Origin of the sequence: Streptococcus sp. F0442 (assembly GCF_000314795.2) — a bacterium.
Lineage (GTDB): Bacteria > Bacillota > Bacilli > Lactobacillales > Streptococcaceae > Streptococcus.
Genome location: NZ_KB373314.1, coordinates 1,183,105 through 1,205,380 on the forward strand (window position 1 = coordinate 1,183,105; position 22,276 = coordinate 1,205,380).

A 22,276-nucleotide genomic window follows, 5' to 3' on the forward strand; every position below is an offset into this window, starting at 1 on the left:
TGATTGTCTGTATCTTCAAGTAGCCTAGACTGTTGCTACAGTTCATCATCACTTGTGAGATGGAGGCGGTATTCTTGTAAGATAGTACCATCTTCTGCTTTATGGATGACACGGATTGGCTCACCTTCATGGACGCTTGGCACAACCGTTGCAAGACCGTGATAGCTAGCTGTCGCTTCCACTTGTGGATAAGCTCGATCACGCGCATCAATATAGTAATCGGTCACACTTGGATTGACACCTGGCAATACCTCACCATTGACACGAATGGTCACCTGGCTCTTTTCTTCTGCCGCAACCTTATTGGCAAATACCTGAATCTCTGAAATAGAGCTTCCACGTTTGCCTTCTGGTGTCTTCATGCGGATACGAACGGCATAGGTGTCGACTTTATCAAGACTGAAATGATTCATCTTGCCAGCTGTTACTGCTTCTTGAACACTTAGGTTGCTGACTTCTTTCCAGTTAGCTGGGTTGTTAAATGGATGGTCTGTTTCGTCTTTGACGCGATTGGGATTGCTTGGTACTGTTGGGATTTGCTCCCCTACATAGTACTCAATCACGTATTCACTTGGAGCCCCAACGCCGTGGTCTTCATGGAAACCAACATGGAGGTTGTCCACTGCTCGCTTGGTCAAGATACCAGAATCTCCAAACAAGATACCGACAGAATCTTCCGCATTGTCACGGCCCCAGTTGGTCCAACGGTTAGCTGGAGCATCGGTAAAGGAGATGACCTTATCATTGACCTTAGCAACTGGATCTGCATCGTTAGAGTCACTTGCAAAGGCAAGTGGCAAGACTGAGCCTGTCCATTGTTCTGCTACGTTGGCTCCCTTAACTGTGTTTGCGGAAACACGGATATGGAGACGAGTTGAAAGGTTGGTTCCTTCTACACGACCGGAGATAACAACTTCTCCTTCTTGGGCTAAGAGTTGCGGATCGACCGCATCCCAGGCTACCTTAGCAGCATAGGTCTTGCCATTAGAGTGATAGGTCCGCACGCTTTCTGGAAGTGCTGGTTTTTCATCTACTGGAGTTGTGGTGCTGACTTCTTCTACAGCGATAATGCCTTCAACTGTGACTTGGGCTTGGGCTTCTTTCTCCACCCCCTCTACCTGACCTGTGACTGTAAAGTTATGGTAATCCTTGACTTGATCTGCTGTTACGGCATCCCAGGTCACGCGTTTTTCTTTCGGGAATCCCTTGTCATACTCAACCAAGACTGTCTCTGGAAGAGCTGGCAAAACGTTTCGATCGGTGCTGATCCGTACAGGACGCACCTTGACAACCGTCTTTTCTTCAGTATTTGGTGTGATGGTAAAGCTGATTTCTCCTGTCTGTCCTTGGAAGCTAGCTTGTAAATGAACCAATCCTGCTTCCCGCAGTTCCAAACCTTTCTTAGTTGCGACTGCTTTTCCTTGACTATCAGCTGTTGTTTTGACATTGATTTGATCTGCTTGGAGGCTAGCTAGACTGCCATCTTGGTAATGGGCAATGACTTCAAGTGGTACCGTTTGGTCTTCCTTGAGTTCCTGTCCTTCTGGCAGACGCAATTCTAAACGCTCAATCTGTGGACTTTCTTCTTGGAATTGGACCACATAGGTCTGTACAGCTCCCGTATCCTGAGCAGTGACAAAGATTTGAGCTCTCAAACCATTTTCACGGCTAGCTTGTAGGACCGTCACTTGGGCATTTTCTGTACTTGCTGTGACTTGACCAGGCTCTTGCCCATAAGCCAATGGGCGGAAAATAGTATGGTTGCCACTACCAAATTTTGGAAGGGCTACCCCATCTAGCTGAGCCGTTGGTTTCTTAGCCTTGCTGACTGTTCCACCTGCAACCACTAGCGTCGCTTGGACGGCTTCCCCATTGCCTAGGAGACCTGTCGCCTTCAACCGTGCTCCTGGTGTGGACAACTGATCTTCCTGACCAGCTTCCAAGGTCCATTGATCAACTTCATAGCTAACTGTTTGGCCATCTGTGAAGACCAATTGCACAGTCTTATCCACTGTTGCTAGATCTGCTCCCTGTGGGATTTGTTTGATGACTGGAAGGACTTGCTCCACGCCGATCACATCGACCAGAGCTTCGACCGTCCGCCCTTGAACATGACCGGTCACACGAACTTGACCAGCACGACTATAGTCTGCCGCATCCCATTCAACGGCTTCTTCTTGGGCCTTGCCATCGCTATAGACGACAGATACGCGACTTGGAAGTTCAGGATTTTGTCCCAAGTACACTTTAGTTCGAACCGGTTCAACTCCCAAGACAGAGCGTTCTTCCTGGTCCTTCTTACCAGTAAAGAGGCTGACTTGGTCTGACTGCAAGCGGTCTGAGTCTGCATACAGGGTAAAGGCACCTGCTTGCTCAGTCGATTTGACAATCACCACCCCTTTGCCGTTAAAGGCCCGACGTTGCCATGAGCCATCTTCCTGTGCTTTGTAGCGTTCCCGGCTAGCTTGTTCCCCGTTGTCGACGCCGACAATTTGGCCTTGGCCATGCAAATGGAAATGCACCAAGTTATTGGCAGTTGGTACGACACGGCCTGCTTCATCGACAATCTCATAGGTAATATAAGTCAAATCCTTGCCGTCTGCCGCAATGGCGTGTTCTTCTTTCAGCAGACGAACACCGGCTGGCTTCCCAGCTGTTTCGATCTGATCGCGGGCAATCACTTCTCCTGCTTTGTTGCGGGCAATAGCTTCCACCTTACCTGGCACATAAGGAACCAACCATTCTAGATAGAGTCCATCCGGATTTGCCCCTTCTTGGTAGGTCCGGCCATCTACTGTGGTCTTCTTGGTATAGGTTTTGACTCCTTGTGATTCCCCATTGACAATCAATTCTACACTGTGGGCATTGGAGAAGGCACGAACAGGGATCCGACCTTCTTCATCCATGACACGATTGGCTAATTCTGGATTGTCCCAGTTCCAATGTGGTAAGAGATGAACCATTGGATGTTTCTCAGCTGACACCCATTGACTTTGGTAAAGGTAAAAATCATTCTTTGGAAGGCCGGCAGTATCGACAATACCGAAATAAGAACTTTTCACAGGTGTGTCATTTTGGTTGTGCCATGGTGTTGGCTCACCGATATAGTCGGTACCTGTCCAGATAAATTGACCTGCATAACCGGCATGATCGCGGTCAAAGGTCCAAGAGGCTGTCGCTGTCCGACCCCAACCAACCCGGTCATTGCCGTAGTCTGATTGTTCATAGTGGCGGTCTTCTTGGTTGCTTCCGACCCACTCTCTTTCAGGATGGTAGTAAGAGCCCCGCGTCCGCGTTGCAGAAGAGGTTTCAGAACCATAAATGAGCCAGTTTGGATGTTTAGCGCGTAGGCTTTCATAGTTGGCCTCTGAATAGTTAAATCCAACCGCATCGAGCTCTGCCGCTACCTTTTCATGCCCTCCCAAACCATCACCAAAGCGGAATTTATCAGCTCCCATGGTGACATAGCGAGTTGCATCCACTTCCTTGATGGTCTTGACCAGACGACGAACGGTTGCGACAGACTTATCCGATCCATCTGCTTCACCGACTTCGTTACCGATTGACCACATCACAATAGAAGGATTGTTCTTGCCTCGCACTACCATGGTCCGAAGGTCATAGTCAGACCACTTATCCCCTTTACGAGCTTCTGGATGTGTTGCATCCTTTTCAAAGAATCGACCGTAATCGTATTGCTTCTTGCCACCATACCAAGTATCAAAGGCTTCTTCTTGGACCATCAAGCCCAACTCAGCCGCAATTTGCAGGGTTTGTTCACTCGCTGGGTTGTGGGTCGTCCGGATGGCATTGACCCCCATGTCCTTCATCTGTTTGAGACGGCGGTATTCAGCCTTGTAATTTTCCTCAGCTCCGAGGGCCCCATGGTCATGGTGAAGGGAAACACCGTGAAATTTCGTAGCCGCTCCGTTAAGGAAGAAGCCACCTTCTGGTGTCCAGTTCAGATAGCGATAACCAAAGCGTTCCTTTTGCACATCGACCAATTGCGAATCCCGATAGACCCGCGTATACAGCGTATAGAGGGCTGGGTTATTGGTCTTCACATCCCAGAGGGTCGGTTTTTCAACATGAAGGGTATGAGACAGGTTGATCTCTTGACCAGCCAAAACGGATTGCACTTCACTGCGCACCTTTTCACTGACCACTTGACCATTTTGATCGACGATTTCGTATTCTGCATAAATACTGTGGGCTTGATCATCTTGGTTGACAATACGACTCTTCACAAGAGTATCGACTGCCCCCTTCTGTTGTTCTTCTAATTTTGGACTCGTGATGGTGGTCCCATACTTAGCAACATGGACCTTATCCGTCACACTGAGTTTGACATCACGGTAAATCCCACTTCCAGAATACCAACGACTACTTGGTTGTTGGTTGACCACATGAACCGCGATGGTGTTTTCACTTCCATCCGCATTCAAATAAGGAGTAATATCATAAGAAAAAGCATTGTAGCCATTTGGATAATGACCAACAAATTGCCCATTTACATAGACTTTCGAATCCATGTAAACTCCTCCAAATTCCAAACGCACCTTCTTATCCAGGTCCTTATCATCCAAACGGAAGGTCTTGCGATACCAAGCATCCCCACCGTTTAATTGTCCCCCTTCATTTTGGGCCGGAGAGTTGTGATCGAAGTCAAAGAAGATCGACCAATCGTGTGGTACATCTAATTTTTTCCAGTTTTTGACATCCACCTGGCGACCTTCTGCACCAGGAGCTGCATTTAATTTAAAATACCAATCTTTATTAAAGTCTCGTTCTCTATCTTTCACCATATCCTCCGCAATCCGATATTGATCTGGAAAAGTTCTTTCTTCCGCTATAGTAGGCGCTCAGATCCATCCGAAACGGGTTGACCTTTATCTGGAGGCTCCAACCTTTCTTCTATCCATGTAGGGGTGATGATAAAGGGAGCATCGTGAGGAGTTGAATGAACTGTTCCTACTGTCACAATCTGTTCTTCACTAGAGGCTATCAGCTCCTCTTCGACTAATGCTTACCCATCCTCCTAAGCTAAGATAAATGGAGCACCGTTTACTACAAAACAAAGTCGCCCCCAAAGTTTGCCAATCCTAAAAATAAAACGCTTTTCAAACAGCCTTCCCTATAAGAATCTCCTCTTAGGATGAACAGCTTAATATGAGCCTACTCTTACTTTCTATACAATCTCATATTAACTATATCAAAAAAAGAAGTGCAATAGCCCCCCATTTCGCTCCAACTATAGTTCGATTAAGAATTCCTTTAATTAGTTGAAAGCCTCTCAAACTGCCTAAAGATAGTAAAAAAGAAGCCATATGGCCTCTTTTTCCATCATATCTTATAACCCTGGTTCTTGACCGAGCTCAGCAGCCACCATCCAGATGTTCTTTTCAAGTTCTGCTTTTGCACCAACAAAGATATCATTGGTCACATCGTCGCCTTCAGCGTCCGTAACATCCATAGCTTTTTGGTAAAGGCTAGCAAGGTAACGGAAGATTTCAAGAACACGCGCCAAGCTTTCTTCTACATTGTTAGTAAATGCTCCACGACGTTCTTCAATATTGCTGTGCTCTAAAAATTCAGTCATGCTAGAATATGGAGCTCCACCAATTGTGATTAAGCGTTCACTCACTTCGTCCAAAGTAGCATCCAAGCTGTCCATGTATTCATCCATTTTTGGATGCCATACCAAAAAGCCACGTCCACGCATGTACCAGTGTACTTGGTGAAGAGCAATGTGAGCCACGTAGAGATCAGCTACCACTTGGTTCAAGATTGCTTTTGTTTCTGGAAGAGTTTCTTTATTGGAAGGTGCAAAGTTTGCTACATCAGTAGCTGCTTCATGTTTCATCATTGTCATGTTGTTCTCCTTTTTATAATAATTCTAATTAATTATGTCTTTATTATAATCCTTCTAATTAATAAAGTCAAGATAAAAGATCCAAAAAAAGATAAATTTAAAAAAAGTTGGAATAGTTGTCAATTGATAGAAGATACGATAGAATGAAGAAGACTAATCGAAAGGCTTTTCTAATGAAATACATTCTTACATTTTTGATCTCTATGGTTCCTCTCGTGGAACTTCGTGGCGCAGTTCCCTTCGCTATTTCAAGAGGAATCCCCCTCTGGCAGGCCCTCGCTATTGGGGTTATTGGCAATATGCTTCCGATACCTATAATCTTCTTCTTTGCCCGTCATATTCTCGCTTGGGGAGCAGATAAACCAGTCATCGGCTCCTTCTTTACCTGGTGTTTGAACAAGGGCCATAAGGGGGGACAGAAACTGGAAAAAGCTGCAGGAGATAATGGAATCTTCTGGGCATTACTGCTATTTGTTGGAATTCCGCTTCCTGGGACCGGTGCCTGGACTGGAACCCTCGCTGCTTCCATCCTAGATTGGGATTTCAAACGCAGTGTTCTAGCAGTTATGTTAGGGGTCATTTTAGCCGGACTCATCATGGGGATCCTCTCTCTCTTACTTGGACTGAATACCTTCGCCCACTAATTACAAAAGGACTGAAACAGCTGTTTCAGTCCTTTTCATTTTGCATAAAAGAGGCTGGGACAAAAGTCCTAGCCTCTCAATTGTCTTTGGATTGTCGAGCAAGACGCAGTGGTTGAGTGGGCTCTACTACGCTGATTTCATCAGCTTTTACAGCCCTACTCAACTGTGCGGAGGTGGGACGACGAAATCGAATTCTAACGAATTACCGATTTCTGTCCCACTCTCTTTTTAGTATTCTTAGTTGTTAAGAGCTGCTGCCATTGTAGCTGCAACTTCTGATTCAAAGTCGTTAGCTGCTTTTTCGATTCCTTCACCAACTTCAAAGCGAGCGAACTCAACTACTGAAGCATTTACAGACTCAAGGAAAGCTTCAACTGTCTTGCTGTCGTCCATGATGTAGACTTGTGCAAGAAGAGTGTATGCTTGGTCAACTTTTGTGTTGTCAAGCATGAAGCGATCCATTTTACCAGGGATGATCTTATCCCAGATTTTTTCTGGTTTGCCTTCTGCTGCTAATTCTGCTTTGATATCTTCTTCAGCTTGAGCAATGACTTCGTCAGTCAATTGAGCTTTAGAACCATACTTCAAGTGTGGAAGAGCTGGTTTACCAACCATTGCACGGCTTTCGTTGTCTTGGTCGATCACGTGGTTCAATTGTGCCAACTCATCTTTCACGAATTGCTCATCCAATTCTTTGTAAGAAAGAACAGTTGGTTTCATTGCAGCGATGTGCATTGAAATTTGTTTAGCAAGCGCTTCGTCTCCACCTTCGACAACAGAGATAACACCGATACGTCCACCGTTGTGTTGGTAAGCACCGAAGTGTTGGGCATCTGTTTTTTCAAGCAAAGCAAAACGACGGAATGAAATTTTTTCACCGATTGTAGCAGTTGCAGATACGTATGCTGCTTCAAGAGTTTCACCTGAAGGCATTGTCAACGCAAGAGCTTCTTCGTTGTTAGCTGGCTTCCCTTCAGCGATGACTTTTGCAGTTTCGTTTACCAATTCAACGAATTGAGCGTTTTTCGCAACGAAGTCAGTTTCAGCATTCACTTCAACTACTGCTGCAACGTTTCCGTCTACATAAACACCAGTCAAACCTTCAGCGGCAACACGGTCAGCTTTCTTAGCTGCTTTAGCCATACCTTTTTCGCGAAGCAATTCGATCGCTTTTTCGATATCACCATCAACTTCAACCAATGCTTTTTTAGCGTCCATGACACCAGCACCAGATTTTTCACGCAATTCTTTTACAAGCTTAGCTGTAATTTCTGCCATTTTTGTTCTCCTATATTTTTTTAATAAAATAAGAGGGTCGGGCTGAGCCCTGCCCTCTTAGGTTCGTTACGTATAAACTAGAATTAAGCGTTGTCGCCTTCTACAACTTCAACGATTTCTTCGATTGAATCAGCTTGACCTTCAGTCGCTGCCAATTCAGCTTCTACTGTCGCAACACTGTCTTCACCTTGACGACCTTCGATAACAGCATCAGCCATTTTCGCAGTGATCAATTTAACAGCGCGGATAGCGTCATCGTTCGCTGGGATGATAACATCGATATCATCTGGGTCAGTGTTTGTGTCGACCATCGCTACAACTGGGATACCCAATTTCTTCGCTTCTTTAACAGCGATTTGTTCTTTATGTGGATCCACAACGTACATTACGTCTGGAATACGAGGCATGTCTTCGATACCGCCCAAGAATTTTTCAAGACGAGCGCGTTGTTTGTTCAACAATGCAACTTCTTTCTTAGGAAGAACTTCGAAAGTTCCATCTTCTTCCATGCGTTTGATTTCTTTCAAACGAGCGATACGTTTTTGGATTGTTCCCCAGTTAGTAAGGGTACCGCCCAACCAACGGTGGTTGATGAAGTATTGACCTGCACGAACAGCTTCTTCTGCAACAGCATCAGCAGCTTGTTTCTTAGTACCTACGAACAAGATCACTGCATCGTTTGCAGCTGCATCACGCATGAAGTCGTATGCTTGGTCTGCATATTTTACAGTTTGTTGCAAGTCGATCACGTGGATTCCGTTACGTTCAGTGAAGATGTACTTAGCCATCTTAGGGTTCCAGCGACGAGTTTGGTGACCAAAGTGTACACCAGCCTCAAGAAGTTGTTTCATTGAAATTACTGCCATGAGTAAGTTCTCCTTTTTTGTTTTTTTCTCCTCTCTCAGACGTCAACTTGCAGCACGACCACAAGGGCAACGGTACCACAATGGATCCGAGATGAGTATTTGCTGTCTTAGACAACTCTATAAGTATAGCAGAAATCCCTAGAATTCGCAAGCTATTTGAGAGATTTTTTCTCCTCTCTCTTTCTTGATTGATTTGAAACAAAAAGTTTTTCTTGACCTATCTTGATTTTTAGGTTACAATATTATATGTTATGGCGGTATAGCCAAGTGGTAAGGCACGGCTCTGCAAAAGCTTGATCGTCGGTTCAAATCCGTCTACCGCCTTGATAATAAAATTTTTATCATCTTTTATCTTTTAAAAATTCCCCTAGCAATAGGGGGTTTTTTATTGCCATTTGCCTCACTTATCGATTATTGATATAATAAAACCCTCGCCTGATAGGCAAATGACAATTGAAAGGATATTTATGAAAAACATTCGTTTCTATACAGTCGGCCTTCTTTCACTTTTAACGCTAGCAGCTTGCTCACCTGCCAATTCTGCGCAACCAGCAAAAACAGCTTCTAGTTCCAAAAAGTCGGTCCAATCATCTTCAAGCAAAACATCATCGAGTAAAGAGACAAGCACGTCTTCTGAAAGTAATAGCTCAGATGATTTTTCAGATCGCTTCAGCATGGATCCGGATGACGGGGCTTCTCTCCAATATGTACCTGGAGCTGCGTCCATTCCTGAAATTGAAAAGCTTAGGAACCTTCATCCTACAACTGGTTTTGTACTAAGAACCCAAGATGGACAAGAGGTCGGAGGACCAAAAGCAAGAAGCAGTTACGATGACGTGGTCGCTGCCTTTGGCCAGCCAGTAAGTAGTACGGACAGTGCGAATCCCGGCGATGGGGTCAATGTCTGGGTAACAGACAATGGCGATATCATGGCTTTCTTCAACAATGGTGTCCTAACAGACATTACCTTTCGTTTAAGAGGGGGTGAGACCAACCACCAGTCTACTGGCGGAATTTCCAAATCAGATACAGCCAAAACGGCCCTCAAACGCCTCGGGAAACCCTATGCCATTATGCGTTCTGAATCCGGGACCAGCTATGTCTATAAAGATAGCAATGGGGATGAATCTAGCTTCTCTACACAAGGAGACAAGATCTTCAATGTCACGTCTGCTGCAGAAACCAAGCAGTTAAAAAAAATCACTGGCCTAGATAAAAATCAATAACGATCCATACAAAGAGGCTGGGACAAAAGTCCTAGCCTCTTAATTGTCTTTGGATTGTCGAGCAAGACGCAGTGGTTGAGTGCTCAAAGCACTGCTTTGAGGTGGCGGATAGAACTTGCGAAGCAAGTATCCTAAGTCTTTGTTCGCTTTTTAAGCTTCAAAGATGCCCTATGTTGACGGAAACTATGTTTCCTTTATCTGCAACCTTCAACAGTCTCCCAGACTGTTGAAGCTGTCCCACTCTCTCTTTCTTACAATTCAGCAATTTGGTTCAAATTCACTTCTGCAACTGTATCGTTACCGAACATAGAAATGACCATTTTCACCTTGTTGTTATCAATTTCAGTGATCTTTCCAGTGTAGTCTGTGAAGGCACCATCGATGATGCGAACCGTATCGCCCACCTTGACATCCAGATCAAACTCTTGCACGGTTTGACCCATAGAGAGCAAGATGCTGCGGATTTCTTCTTCCAACAATGGGGTTGGTTTTGAACGGTTCCCGTGTGATCCAACGAAACCAGTAACGTTAGGAGTATTCCGAACGACAAACCAAGCTTCATCTGTCATGACCATTTCCACCAAGACATAACCTGGGAAGCGGTTTTCTTCGATTTCTTTTGATTTACCGTTTTTCTCAACTTGTACGGTCTGAGTTGGAATCTCTACGCGCAAGATATTTTCTAACATATTGTAGGTTTGCGCACGTTGCAAAAGATTCTCTTTTACTTTGTTTTCATATCCTGAGTAGGTTTGTAATACAAACCAGCCTTTGTCAAAACTGTCCATTTGGGCATCCTTTCTTTCTGTTTAGCCTGCTCGAGCTTTTGTGAACATACTAAAAAAAGCCTCTTGGCTTTCGTTTTCCTAGCTTCATTATACCACATTTTGTAGGAATGCAAAGAGGTTTGCTGATTTATTTTTTAGAAAAGACAATAAAAAATGGGACCCTGAGGGTCCCATCTGGCTTCTTTTCTTAAAAGAAATTGATCATGTGCAATAGGCCACGTGCAATGACTTTGTCAAACAAATAAATCAAAGCTACAAAGAAAGCGGTGTACTCAATCACTGAGATAAAATTTTTCCATCTTTCCTTGCGATTTGGCCAAGTTGTATCTTTTAGTAAGACGAAAATATCTTTAATGAATTTCACAACTCTCTCCTATCGTGTTTCTTTATGGATGGTATACTTGCTGCAATGTTTGCAGAATTTATTGACTTCTAGACGTGTTGGTTTTGGCGTCCCACTCAACTTAATGGAGTAATTGCGTGACCCACAAACCGTACACGCTAGACTTGCTTTTTTTAATGCCATAACGCCTCCGTTCACCCCATTATAGCAAGTTTTCTACGTTTTGACAAGATTAGAAATCTCCCCACCAAGAAAAAAGCAAATATAAAGCGTTATCACTCTGGTTTTCTCTTCATTTTTGGTAAAATAATACAAAAGGAGACGAATATGAAAAGTGATAACCTAAAAGAAAGTAGAAATATCGAAGATCGACGAGGACAAAGCTACTCCCAATCTTCTAGCAATAGCAACCTTGGCGGGGGCATTTTACAGATCCTCTTATCTCCTGGAAGCTTCAAGAGCAAGATCGTCATTATCCTCCTCATGGTCCTTCTGGGTGGGGGAGGAGCTAGTCTTGGCGGACTCTTTGGAAATGGAAGCTCCCAGCCTTACCAGTCCACTCAAGTCACACGCACCAACCAGACCCATGTCGACGATGCAGACGCTCAGTTCGTCAGCAAGGTCCTGGGGACAACAGAAGATCATTGGCACAAGCTCTTTCAAGCAGAAGGTCGGACCTACCAGGAACCCAAACTTGTCTTCTATACTGGACGGACAAAGACAGGCTGTGGCATCGGACAAGCGTCAGCTGGTCCCTTCTACTGTCCAACCGATAAGAAAATTTATTTGGATATGAGTTTCTACAAAGAATTGACCACCAAATACAAGGCTAGTGGGGACTTTGCCATGGCCTACGTTATCGCCCACGAAGTCGGCCACCACGTACAAAACGAGCTGGGGATCCTTGGAAAATACCACCGGATGCAGCAAGGACTTTCTGAGAAGGAACGAAATGCCATCAGTGTCCGTATCGAGTTACAAGCCGATTATCTAGCAGGTGTTTGGGCACGCTCCATTCAAGACCGAAACCTCCTAGATATTGGGGATATTGAAGAAGCCATGAATGCGGCCCATGCAGTCGGTGATGACACTCTCCAGGAGCAAGCTTACGGCTACTCCGTACCAGACAGCTTTACCCACGGGACTTCTGAGCAACGCATGCGCTGGTTCAAACGGGGCTACCAGTACGGAGACTTACAACACGGCGATACCTTTAGCTTGTCAGATAGTGAACTCTAAACAAAAAACGATTCAGAAGAATTTCTGAATCGTTTTTTTGATTAGAAACCAAGCCAACCTTTGAAAGTATCCCAAGCGTTTTTCGCTTTTCCTGGAATATCGGCTTCGTCGATTGCTTTTTTCGCATCATCGACCATATTCGTCGCCTTTTCTTTGACTTCCTCAAAGAATCCTTTGTCTTCCTTGGTATCTGTTTCTGTATTTTCTTCTCCAACTGGAGCAATGCCATTTTCAGCATAAGAGTTCTTCACGGAATCAAACTGGGTACCGTCTGTATAAGGCAGGACGCTGTTGGCAACATTGCGGAAGATCTCTGACGCCGTTCCGGCACTACTATCGGTCAGGTAATGACCTTCATCGGTCGTTGGGAAACCAAGCCATTGACTGATGACCACATCTGGCGTGTAGCCGATCACCCATTGGTCTCCAGAGAGGTCCTTGTTAAAGCTGGTCTCTGTCGTACCGGTTTTTCCTGCCATGGTATAGCCATAAGGTGCAGCGTTAACCCCCGTACCATTACTGAAGGTTCCCAGCATCATATTGGTCATCTTATCCGTTGCGGATCCACTAAGCACCCGGGTTGATTTCTGACTATGGCTCTTGACCACCTGACCACTAGCATTTTCGATCTTGGTAATGAGGTGGGCATCATTCATGACCCCGCCATTGGCAAAGGTTCCATAAGCTTGGGCCATCTGCATTGGATTGGTCGTTACACCGGCTCCCAAAGCAACTGCAAGCGATTTTTCCACCTTGTCCATGTTGAGACCGAATTTTTTTCCGTATTCAAAGACCGTATTGAGACCCAAATCATTGGCCGTCGCAACGGCTGGAAGGTTGAGGGATTCTGCCAAGGCCTGGTACATCGGTACCGTTGGGCTCGACTGGATTCCTGCATAGTTATTGACTTCATAACTTCCGTATTGAGTGGTACTATTGTCCAATTCCTTATTGGTCGACCAACCTTCTGCAACAGCTGGGCTATAGACCACTAAAGGTTTGATGGTCGATCCCGGACTACGAGCAGCTTGGGTGGCATAGTTGTAAGTCCGAAATCCTGGATTTTCATCGCTACCGACACGACCTACGAGAGCCCGAACCCCGCCAGTCTTAGGATCAAGGGCCACACTACCGGACTCTGCGCGCGTCCCATCTTCTGCTACTGGGAAGAGAGCTGTATTGTCATAGATCACCTGCATGCTCGCTTGGTAATTTTGATCCAGCTCAGTGTAGATCCGGTAGCCATTTTTGACAATGTCTTCTTCGGTCAGGCCATATCTATTGACCGCTTCATTGATGACCGCATCAAAATAGGAAGGGTAGCGGTAGTCCTCTGACTTGCCTTCATAGGCATCGACTAGCTGGCCATGGATATCAACAGCAGCAGATTGATCGGCTGTTGCCTGGTCAATATAGCCAGCCGCTACCATATTTTGAAGGACCGTATTGCGGCGGTTGGTCGCATTCTCTACCGAATAGAGCGGGTTATAGATTTCCGGCCCCTTGAGCATGCCTGCTAGAACCGCTGACTGATCTAGACTTAATTGACTGGCTGAAACCCCAAAATACTTCTTAGAGGCATCTTCAATTCCCCAAACTCCATTTCCAAAATAGGCATTATTGAGGTACATAGTGAGGATCTCTTTTTTACTGTATTTTTTATTAATTTCAAGCGCCAAGAAGAACTCTTTGGCCTTACGCTCCACCGTCTGGTCCTGAGACAGAAAGGCATTTTTAGCCAGCTGCTGGGTGATGGTCGATCCTCCACCTGAGCGACCCAGGGTCAAAATCGCTAAGAAGAAACGGCCATAGTTGATCCCGCTGTTCTTGTAAAAACTCCGATCCTCTGTGGCCACTACGGCATTCTGCAGATTTTCACTAATGGCATCGAGTTCGACATAGGTTCCTTTTTGCCCGGTCAAACTTCCAGCCTGGTCCCCATTCTTATCATAGATAATAGTGGTTGCCTTGAGTGCATTCTGCAGATCCTTGACATTGGTTGTCTTAGCAAGGTAGAAGAGATAGCCCCCTGTCAAGAGGCTAAAGCCTAGCCCAATGATCAGGAGAATCTTGGTTAAATGGAAACGACGCCAGAAACGACGGAAGGGGTGCTGAGACAGAGGCTTGCTTCTGTGCTTGCCCGAGCGACTATAGGTCGTCTCCACCGCTTCTTCTGGTAACTCAGTGTCTGGCACTTCTTCTGCCACTGTTTTGGGCGGATGATCCTTTCTAAAAAAAGTGATCGCATTTTCAAATAATTCTTTTATTCTTTTCATACCTGTTATTGTAACACCTTATCCTTGTCCTAGCAAGAAAAGATCGCTCCTCGCTGTTTCTCATTTAGTTTTCTTTAAGCTTAGATTTTGCTACAATAGGGTCATGAACTATCAATTTACCATTCCACAATCCTTTCCCCAAATGACTGTGAAAGAGCTCCTTGAAGACTACTTCCTCATCCCCCGTAAGATCCGGCATTTTTTACGGGTCAAAAAACACGTCTTGGTCAATGGAGAGACCATCAACTGGCAGAGCCCCGTTCAAAAAGGGGATCAGATCCAGCTGATCTTTGACGCAGACGATTACCCTGAAAAAGAGCTCCTAGAAGGAGACCCCAGTCTCGTCGAAGAACTCTATCAGGATGAGCACGTCATCATCGTCAATAAGCCCGAAGGCATGAAAACCCATGCCAACGAACCGATGGAAATTGCTCTTCTCAACCATGTTTCCAGCTATGTTAGATCCACCTGCTACGTCGTGCACCGGTTAGATAAGGAAACCAGTGGAGCCATTTTATTTGCTAAGAATCCTTTTATCCTGCCTATTCTCAACCGCATTTTGGAAGATAAAAAAATCCAACGCGAGTATTGGGCCTTGATCCAAGGTAGCTTAAGGCAAAAGACCATCATCTACAAGGATAAAATCGGACGCGATCGCCACGATCGGCGCAAGCGCCTGGTCGATCCACGCAAGGGGCAGTATGCAGAAACCCAGGTGACGCAATTGAAAAAAATCGGGCGAAACAGTTTGGTCAAATGCCAGCTCAAGACGGGGCGGACCCATCAGATCCGGGTCCATCTCTCCCATCATGGACACCCGATTGTCGGGGATCCTCTCTATAACCCTGAACGCGGAGAGCGACTCATGCTCCATGCCCATCGCTTGACCTTCACCAACCCATTAACGCTTGAAACCATCCAAGTTGAGGCGCCTTCCAAGAGTTTTGAAGAAGGATTGAAAGCGTGAAAAAAAGAAGCCACAAAAAGAGGCTGGACAAAAACTGTTCAGCCTTTTATATTTGATAGAAATAACTGTATGACGCAGTGGTTGATTGGCATCTTTGTTCTCTTTTTAAGCTCCAAAGATGACCTATGTTGACGGAAACTATGTTTCCTTTATGTGCAACCTTCAACAGTCTCCCAGACTGTTGAAGCTGTGCGGGGGTGGGAAGACGAACTCTTTTTTACTAGTCGGAGTTCTTTCCCACTCCCTTTTTGTTATTGATAACGAGGACTTGCAAATCCACGAATATTGCCATGTCCAATACGATACGTATTGCGACGGACTTGGTTGTTGGAGTTTCCTTCAATGGTATGAATGATCCCATTTGAGACGCTCTCAACAATTCCGATGTGATCCGCAAATCCATTATTTTGCTGGGTATTTTGATCCCAGTTAAAAGTGATGATGTCCCCTGCTTTTGGTGTAGTGGTCCCATCTTCATTCCAAATGCCCAACCGTTTGAAAATCTGAATATGACGTTCAACCCCACATTCACGGCCAATCAAACCACTCAAGCCCTCACGCTGGAAGACCGTTGTGACAAAGATATCACACCAATCATCGGTCGTCTTCACAGTATAACCAACAGGAAGTGGTTTGACACTGTTGTAATCATTGACCAATTGATGGTGAGCTGCAGTTCCGCCACGAACACCAACTAAATTGGCTGCCGCCCGTAAGACACGGTCCCGTTGTCCATTGGTAACACGAGGAGTGAAAGCCGTTTGACCAACTGTCTCACGAGGATGCAAGGCTGTTTGACCCAGGTTAAAGCCTTCAACGCCACCATCCACATAGTCCACATAGACGTGAGTGGTGTAATTTCCTTTCTGGTACTGGTGATTCGCTGCAGAGACTTGTACTTCTGTATGCGTTCCAGAAGGGGCTGTTGTATACCAGAAGAGGTTTTCCTGATGGGATTGAGACCAGGCTGCAACACGGATGTTCTTGATCCGACGTCCCTGAGGTGCTTGATCCACCGTTACCGTAAAGGTTCCCGCACCAGAATTAACATTCTTAATCCCTGTTTGGGTCTTGGTCGTCATATTTCGAAATTCAACTTCTGTAGTTGTCGTACCAGCCCCTACACGAGAACCATCATTTTGGATGTAGTAAAGGTGAACATGGTATTTACCAGTGGAGTTCTTGTGATCACTCGCTTTGACAGAAACCTTGTAGTCTCCGTTCGCTTGACGAGTTGCTTCATACCAACGGATATCATCTTGACCATCCTTATCAGACCAAGTTGGAACTTGAACGGTTCGCACACCTTTAGGACTGTAGACATCCTTAATGATGACGTCAAAGATTCCCGTATCCCTGTTGTTGTTTTGGATTACAATTGTACCAGAACGTCGGGCTTGACGGACTTCTGCTGTAGTTTCTGTAATATAGTTTCGTTGGTTTTTTTGATCCACATAGTAAACATGGACATGGTATTTACCATCCACATTTTTATGATCTGAGGCTTTGATGGTCGCGCGGTAGCTGCCATCGCTTTGGCGAACTGCTTTATGCCAAACAAGATCATCCGGTCCGTTTGGATCTGACCAGGTTGGCACCAGAACTTCTTTCAAACCTTTTGGTGCAACAACATTACGAATTACTGCGTCAAAGGTACCTGTTACAGTGTTGTTATTCTCTATCGTTACAGTGCCACTTGGTTTTACGTGGCGAACTTCTGTAGTGGTTTCTGTGATATAACTCCGTTTGTTATTTTGATCTACATAGTAGACATGGATATTGTATTTACCATCATCATTTTTATGATCTGAGACTTTGATGGTCGCGCGATAGCTACCATCGCTTTGAAGAACTGCTTTATGCCATACCAGGTCATCTTGCCAGTTCTTATCTGACCAAGTCGGAATCAAGACTTCTTTCAATCCATTTGGTGCTACTACATTACGAATTACTGCATCGAAGGTACCTGTCTCGGTATTATTGTTCTCAATAGTCAACGTACCACTTGGTTTTACGTGGTGCACTTCTGTAGTAGTTTCTGTGATATAGCTCCGTTTGTCAGCTTGATCTACATAGTAAACATGGACATGGTATTTGCCATCATCATTTTTATGATCTGAGGCTTTAATCGTTGCGCGGTAGCTCCCATCACTCTGAAGAACTGCTTTGTGCCAAACAAGATCATCTTGCCAGTTCTTGTCTGACCAGGTCGGAATCAAGACTTCTTTCAATCCATTTGGTGCAACAACATTACGAATTACTGCGTCAAACGTACCGGTTACAGTATTGTTGTTCTCAATTGTTATAGTACCACTTGGTTTTACATGGTACACTTCTGTAGTGGTTTCTGTGATATAACTTCGTTTGTTATTTTGATCTACATAATAAACATGGACATGGTATTTGCCATCATCATTTTTATGATCTGAGACTTTGATGGTCGCACGATAGCTTCCATCATTTTCAAGAACTGCTTTGTGCCAAACAAGATCATCTTGCCAGTTCTTGTCTGACCAGGTCGGAATCAAGACTTCTTTCAATCCATTTGGAGATACTACATTACGAATTACTGCATCAAACGTGCCTGTCTCGGTATTTTTGTTCTCTATCGTTACAGTACCACTCGGTTTCTGTACTTCTTCTGTTGGTAAACTATTATCTTCTGATTCTACCACTCGTGCCCGTGCGCCGTAGGGAGCGCGACTAGCTACCACAGCAGGTGCTGGATTCTCTGATACAACCTTGTCGCTAGTTCCCTTGTCAAAAGACGGGTTATTGCCAACAATCGGTGTGACAGGTGTCGTCTCTGTTACAACCGGTTTTTCTGTCTGAACTGCTTGATCAGTTTTCACCCCATCGGTTGCAATATTCTGAGCTTCTGATACCGTTGTTGTTTTCAACACGATAGCTGAAGTATTTTCTGAGGTTTGATCGGATGCGACTTGCTCATCTGCCTGGACCTGTTGTGTCGAAAAGGCTAACAAAATCGTTGCCCCAGCATAAAAAATAAGATCTTTCTTTTTCATTTATCTTCCCTTGTATTTTTTTATACGGATTCTACCCACATAGTAGTATTATAGCACAAACCGTCAGATCACGAAACAACTTCATTAGAAGATTTCATACTTAATCTAAAGAAAAAAGAAGGCCGGATCGGCCTTCAATATGCTTATGCAAAAATAGAGAAGAAAGGTGCTCCGAGCTTGTTATCCATTGGGTCTTTACTCTTAATAGAGTGGAGATAATTGATCGAATACCAGCCGTTGTTGCCACTATTATATGGATCGCGGACATAGGTTCTACCATTATCATAGCCATGCAAGACCAATTCATGGGTATAAGGATCGCTAGTAAATTGGCTATTGCCTACCGCAGCAAGTACATGCTTGCCAGCCATGAGGGCTTCTGCAATGCCTCCAGCCCCGTTAACCAACTGACTCTTCAAGCCCCAGTTACGAGTAGCAGATACAATCCCATCTGCATCTGTTCCTACCTCACCTTTATTAAATGAATCAGTATTGTTGTAAAGATAATCAGCCACTGTTGTTGGCAGAATCGTTCTTCCAAGGATATCCGTAAAGGTCATGGCAAGAGAGGTCGGTACACAGCCTGACTGATCGACATTACTGATGCCATAATATTTCCCGGCCCAACGAGGGTCTCGTTGAGAATAGTAGGTCGTTTTAGGATTCACTTTTTGATTCCGTGGAGACAAGCCTGTCTGACCCAGGTTAAAACCTTCAACTCCCCCATCTTTGTAGTCCACATAGACGTGAGTCGTATAGTTGCCCGCTTCATTACCGTGATTATTGGCAGAGACTGTGATCTCTGTATGCATACCTGACGGTGTTGCAGAGTACCAGTATAGATTTTCTTGATGAGCTTTAGACCAAGCTGCGACACGAATATTCTTAATCTGACGTCCCTGAGGTGCTTGATCTACAGCTACTGTATAAGTCCCGTTCGTTGCATTGACATTCTTGATAGAAGCTTGCGTCTTGGTCATGGCGTTTCGGAATTCCACGTCTGTGGTCGTGGTACCAACACCTACACGAGAACCATCATTTTGGATGTAGTAGAGGTGGATATGGTACTTGCCAGTAGAATTCTTGTGGTCACTCGCTTTTACAGATACCTTGTAGTCTCCATTTGATTGGCGAGCCGCCTCATACCAGCGGATGTCGTCTTGGCCGTCCTTATCAGACCAAGTAGGAACTTGTACAGTCCGCACCCCTTTAGGGCTATATACATCCTTGATGATGACATCAAAGGTACCTGTATCCTTATTGTTGTTTTGAATCAAGATTGTACCAGAACGACGGGCTTGACGCACTTCTGCTGTGGTTTCTGTGATGTAGTTTCGTTGGTTATTTTGATCCACATAGTGGACATGGATATTGTACTTACCATCTTCATTTTTATGATCTGAGGCTTTGATGGTTGCACGATAGCTGCCATCACTTTGACGGACCGCTTTATGCCATACTATATCATCCTGCCAGTTCTTGTCTGACCAAGTTGGAACCAAGATTTCTTTCAAGCCATTTGGAGCTACTACATTGCGAATAACTGCATCAAAGGTGCCTGTCTCAGAATTATTATTCTCAATCGTTAACGTACCACTTGGTTTAATCTGATTAATTTGTTTAACATCTGTAACTGTCTCTGTCACATAACTTCGATGATTGTTTTCATCGATATAATGTACATGGACATTATATTTACCTGTGTCATTCTTATGATCACTCGCTTTTATCGTTGCACGGTAGCTGCCATCACTTTGACGGACCGCTTTATGCCATACTATATCATCTTGCCAGTTCTTGTCGGACCAGGTTGGGATCAAGACTTCTTTCAAGCCATTTGGTGCAACAACATTACGAATAACTGCGTCAAACGTGCCTGTTTCAGAATTATTATTCTCAATTGTTAGCGTGCCACTTGGTTTAATTTGATTAATTTGTTTAACTTCTGTAACTGTCTCTGTCACATAACGTCGACGATTATTGTCATCTACAAAATGTACATGAACATTGTATTTTCCACTATCGTTCTTATGATCGCTCACTTTAATGGTAGCTCGGTAGCTTCCATCACTTTGGCGAATTGCTTTATGCCAGACTAGATCATCCTGACCATTTTGGTTAGACCAAGTAGGAACTAAAACTTCTTTCAAACCATTTGGGGATACTACATCCCGAACAACCGCATCAAAGGTGCCTGTCTCTGAATTATTGTTCTCAATTCTTAACGTACCACTTGGTTTTAAATCCTCTGGTCGTTTTCCAATATAAACATTTGTCGTGGTTCCACCCACACCTGTCAATTGCCCATTGTTTTGAACATAGTAAAGGTGGACATTGTAAAGACCTGTTGAGTTTTTATGGTCCGACGCTTTTACATTGACAGTATAGGTTCCATTTGCTTGCCGATTGGCTGTATACCAAACAAGGTCATCTTGACCACCTGTTTCTGACCAGACCGGTACAGAAACTGTTCGAACTCCATTTGGTGCTTTGACATTTGAGATCACGACATCAAAGCGACCGGCCATGGTATCGTTATTGGAAATGCTGATCTTTCCACTTAAATTTCCTACTGTCGGGTCAGCTACAGGTTTTGCGTTTGCTGTAAAGCGACCTGTATAGTCCACACTGTGGTCAAAGAGGTGTTTGCCTGGAAGCAATTCCGCTTGAGAAGTGAACTGCCATGCTCCCGCTTTTCCATTGTAACGCAAACTTTTCGCATCATTTACAGATAGTTTTGGAGAAGGGTATTGGGCAACCCAGAAATTTTGAAGGCCAAATTGAGCGGTGTTGACTGGACCTTTTTTGCGAAGATTGTTTTCATCCAACCAGCTAGCACTGGTGTAGAACATCAAATTGGTGTAGCCATTTTTACGCATTTCATCTACCCAAGCTTGGGTGTTGCGGTTAATGTTTGGTTGCATCTTAGCATCCTCAAAGTCATTGACCATGAGGGTGTTCTTTGGAAGATTCAAGCGTTGCGCCGCTGCAATATAAAACCGTGCTTCTGCACGCGCTGCTTCTTCAGAAGTATAGCGAGAGAAGTGGTAGGTCGATACTTGCAGACCAGCTGCTTGCGCATTGCGAATTTGGTTCTCCGCATTCGGGTTCTTGTACCAAGTATCTTCTGTCAATTTGACAACGACACCACCCACGCCCTTATTAGCTAAGGTGCGGTAGTCTCCAATACTAATGTCTCCGTTGTGGCTACTCACATCAACGAATGATTTTGGCTGAACCGCCACATCTGTTGAACGACCAGCTGGAGCGTGAGCACCTGTATTAAAGAAGGTGGTGCTTCCTACATCAGACGGAAGAGGATTTTCTTCTGTCTTCTCAGTAGGCGCTATTTCTGTAGCTTTCTCTAAAGATGGTGTACGATTATCTGTAGCAGTGGTGCTACTTGCAGAAGCTACAGGCTGTTCAGTCACATTTGCTGGTGCTGCGTAGTTGCTTGCGACTGGTGCGACTGACTTTTCAGTAGTTGCTACTTCTGGCGCTGTTTCAGCTTGGACTTGGTTGCCTTCAGTAGTAGCGACTTCTTTTGAAACCAGCTCATCTGCATTGACTCCCTGAGCAGATACAGCCATCAAGACTGCCGCTCCGGCATAAAAAATAAGATCTTTCTTTTTCATATAAACTTCCCTTTATACAAATTTTATACGTTAATCATTTTACCACACGGTTTCAGCGATGAAAAGTTTTATGAGGCAAATTTTTAAAATTAGTGATATCTTTTGAAACACGAAAA

At 44.7% G+C, this 22,276-nt stretch carries 13 protein-coding genes, 1 tRNA gene and 1 pseudogene; 5 read left to right on the forward strand and 10 right to left on the reverse strand.

The window, feature by feature from the left end; genetic code table 11:
• Positions 1-41: 41 nt before the first annotated feature.
• Together HMPREF9186_RS05590 and HMPREF9186_RS05595 are read right to left on the reverse strand one after the other, a co-directional pair.
• Positions 42-4,945: pseudogene (locus HMPREF9186_RS05590) on the reverse strand (Ig-like domain-containing protein); the annotation flags it as partial.
• A gap of 405 nt (positions 4,946-5,350) precedes the next feature.
• Complete coding sequence (locus tag HMPREF9186_RS05595; protein ID WP_009731831.1) at positions 5,351-5,872, reverse strand: Dps family protein; 522 nt, start codon at positions 5,870-5,872, stop codon at positions 5,351-5,353.
• A 173-nt stretch (positions 5,873-6,045) separates the two neighbouring features.
• Between HMPREF9186_RS05595 and HMPREF9186_RS05600 the strand changes: the two genes are divergently transcribed.
• Positions 6,046-6,516, forward strand: a complete 471-nt coding sequence (locus tag HMPREF9186_RS05600; protein WP_009731832.1) for a COG2426 family protein — start codon at positions 6,046-6,048, stop codon at positions 6,514-6,516.
• A gap of 237 nt (positions 6,517-6,753) precedes the next feature.
• On the opposite strand, the gene tsf is transcribed toward HMPREF9186_RS05600, so the two are convergent.
• Entirely contained in the window at positions 6,754-7,794 is a 1,041-nt protein-coding gene (tsf, locus tag HMPREF9186_RS05605) for a translation elongation factor Ts (RefSeq protein WP_009731833.1), read from the reverse strand.
• Between the two features lie 83 nt (positions 7,795-7,877).
• Entirely contained in the window at positions 7,878-8,660 is a 783-nt protein-coding gene (rpsB, locus tag HMPREF9186_RS05610) for a 30S ribosomal protein S2 (RefSeq protein ID WP_003002189.1), read from the reverse strand.
• A 253-nt stretch (positions 8,661-8,913) separates the two neighbouring features.
• Here rpsB and HMPREF9186_RS05615 point away from each other — a divergent pair.
• Both HMPREF9186_RS05615 and HMPREF9186_RS05620 read left to right on the forward strand, forming a co-directional pair.
• Positions 8,914-8,984 (forward strand) — tRNA-Cys (locus HMPREF9186_RS05615).
• A gap of 143 nt (positions 8,985-9,127) precedes the next feature.
• Positions 9,128-9,886 carry a hypothetical protein gene (locus HMPREF9186_RS05620; protein ID WP_009731834.1) on the forward strand — a complete coding sequence of 253 codons (759 nt, stop codon included), beginning with the start codon at positions 9,128-9,130 and terminating at the stop codon, positions 9,884-9,886.
• Positions 9,887-10,137: 251 nt separating this feature from the next.
• On the opposite strand, the gene nusG is transcribed toward HMPREF9186_RS05620, so the two are convergent.
• The 3 genes from nusG to rpmG form a co-directional block, all read right to left on the reverse strand.
• Positions 10,138-10,674 carry a transcription termination/antitermination protein NusG gene (nusG, locus tag HMPREF9186_RS05625; RefSeq protein ID WP_009731835.1) on the reverse strand — a complete coding sequence of 179 codons (537 nt, stop codon included), beginning with the start codon at positions 10,672-10,674 and terminating at the stop codon, positions 10,138-10,140.
• A gap of 187 nt (positions 10,675-10,861) precedes the next feature.
• Positions 10,862-11,038, reverse strand: coding sequence for a preprotein translocase subunit SecE (gene secE / locus HMPREF9186_RS05630; RefSeq protein ID WP_003002261.1), 177 nt, complete (start codon positions 11,036-11,038; stop codon positions 10,862-10,864).
• A 9-nt stretch (positions 11,039-11,047) separates the two neighbouring features.
• Positions 11,048-11,200: a 50S ribosomal protein L33 gene (gene rpmG / locus HMPREF9186_RS11160; protein WP_003009043.1), complete on the reverse strand. Its 153-nt coding sequence runs from the start codon at positions 11,198-11,200 to the stop codon at positions 11,048-11,050.
• A gap of 144 nt (positions 11,201-11,344) precedes the next feature.
• Here rpmG and ypfJ point away from each other — a divergent pair, with 144 nt between their 5' ends.
• A complete protein-coding gene (gene ypfJ, locus HMPREF9186_RS05635) occupies positions 11,345-12,256 on the forward strand; it encodes a KPN_02809 family neutral zinc metallopeptidase (protein WP_009731836.1) in 912 nt (303 codons plus the stop codon).
• A gap of 41 nt (positions 12,257-12,297) precedes the next feature.
• Here ypfJ and pbp2a read toward each other — a convergent pair whose 3' ends face one another.
• Positions 12,298-14,532, reverse strand: coding sequence for a penicillin-binding protein PBP2A (gene pbp2a, locus HMPREF9186_RS05640; protein WP_009731837.1), 2,235 nt, complete (start codon positions 14,530-14,532; stop codon positions 12,298-12,300).
• A gap of 103 nt (positions 14,533-14,635) precedes the next feature.
• On the opposite strand from pbp2a, the gene HMPREF9186_RS05645 reads away from it, so the two are divergent.
• A complete protein-coding gene (locus HMPREF9186_RS05645; RefSeq protein WP_009731838.1) occupies positions 14,636-15,499 on the forward strand; it encodes an RluA family pseudouridine synthase in 864 nt (287 codons plus the stop codon).
• 251 nt (positions 15,500-15,750) lie between these two features.
• On the opposite strand, the gene HMPREF9186_RS05650 is transcribed toward HMPREF9186_RS05645, so the two are convergent.
• Both HMPREF9186_RS05650 and HMPREF9186_RS05655 read right to left on the reverse strand, forming a co-directional pair.
• Positions 15,751-18,525, reverse strand: coding sequence for a GBS Bsp-like repeat-containing protein (locus HMPREF9186_RS05650; RefSeq protein WP_009731839.1), 2,775 nt, complete (start codon positions 18,523-18,525; stop codon positions 15,751-15,753).
• Positions 18,526-18,668: 143 nt separating this feature from the next.
• Complete coding sequence (locus tag HMPREF9186_RS05655) at positions 18,669-22,160, reverse strand: GBS Bsp-like repeat-containing protein (protein ID WP_009731840.1); 3,492 nt, start codon at positions 22,158-22,160, stop codon at positions 18,669-18,671.
• Between the last annotated feature and the right edge of the window lie 116 nt (positions 22,161-22,276).

Bases quoted from the DNA above. Each gene is read 5' to 3' on its own strand.
- HMPREF9186_RS05595 (WP_009731831.1), bottom strand. From the start codon at position 5,872: ATGACAATGATGAAACATGAAGCAGCTACTGATGTAGCAAACTTTGCA.
- HMPREF9186_RS05600 (WP_009731832.1), top strand. From the start codon at position 6,046: ATGAAATACATTCTTACATTTTTGATCTCTATGGTTCCTCTCGTGGAA.
- tsf (WP_009731833.1), bottom strand. From the start codon at position 7,794: ATGGCAGAAATTACAGCTAAGCTTGTAAAAGAATTGCGTGAAAAATCT.
- rpsB (WP_003002189.1), bottom strand. From the start codon at position 8,660: ATGGCAGTAATTTCAATGAAACAACTTCTTGAGGCTGGTGTACACTTT.
- HMPREF9186_RS05620 (WP_009731834.1), top strand. From the start codon at position 9,128: ATGAAAAACATTCGTTTCTATACAGTCGGCCTTCTTTCACTTTTAACG.
- nusG (WP_009731835.1), bottom strand. From the start codon at position 10,674: ATGGACAGTTTTGACAAAGGCTGGTTTGTATTACAAACCTACTCAGGA.
- rpmG (WP_003009043.1), bottom strand. From the start codon at position 11,200: ATGGCATTAAAAAAAGCAAGTCTAGCGTGTACGGTTTGTGGGTCACGC.
- ypfJ (WP_009731836.1), top strand. From the start codon at position 11,345: ATGAAAAGTGATAACCTAAAAGAAAGTAGAAATATCGAAGATCGACGA.
- pbp2a (WP_009731837.1), bottom strand. From the start codon at position 14,532: ATGAAAAGAATAAAAGAATTATTTGAAAATGCGATCACTTTTTTTAGA.
- HMPREF9186_RS05645 (WP_009731838.1), top strand. From the start codon at position 14,636: ATGAACTATCAATTTACCATTCCACAATCCTTTCCCCAAATGACTGTG.
- HMPREF9186_RS05650 (WP_009731839.1), bottom strand. From the start codon at position 18,525: ATGAAAAAGAAAGATCTTATTTTTTATGCTGGGGCAACGATTTTGTTA.
- HMPREF9186_RS05655 (WP_009731840.1), bottom strand. From the start codon at position 22,160: ATGAAAAAGAAAGATCTTATTTTTTATGCCGGAGCGGCAGTCTTGATG.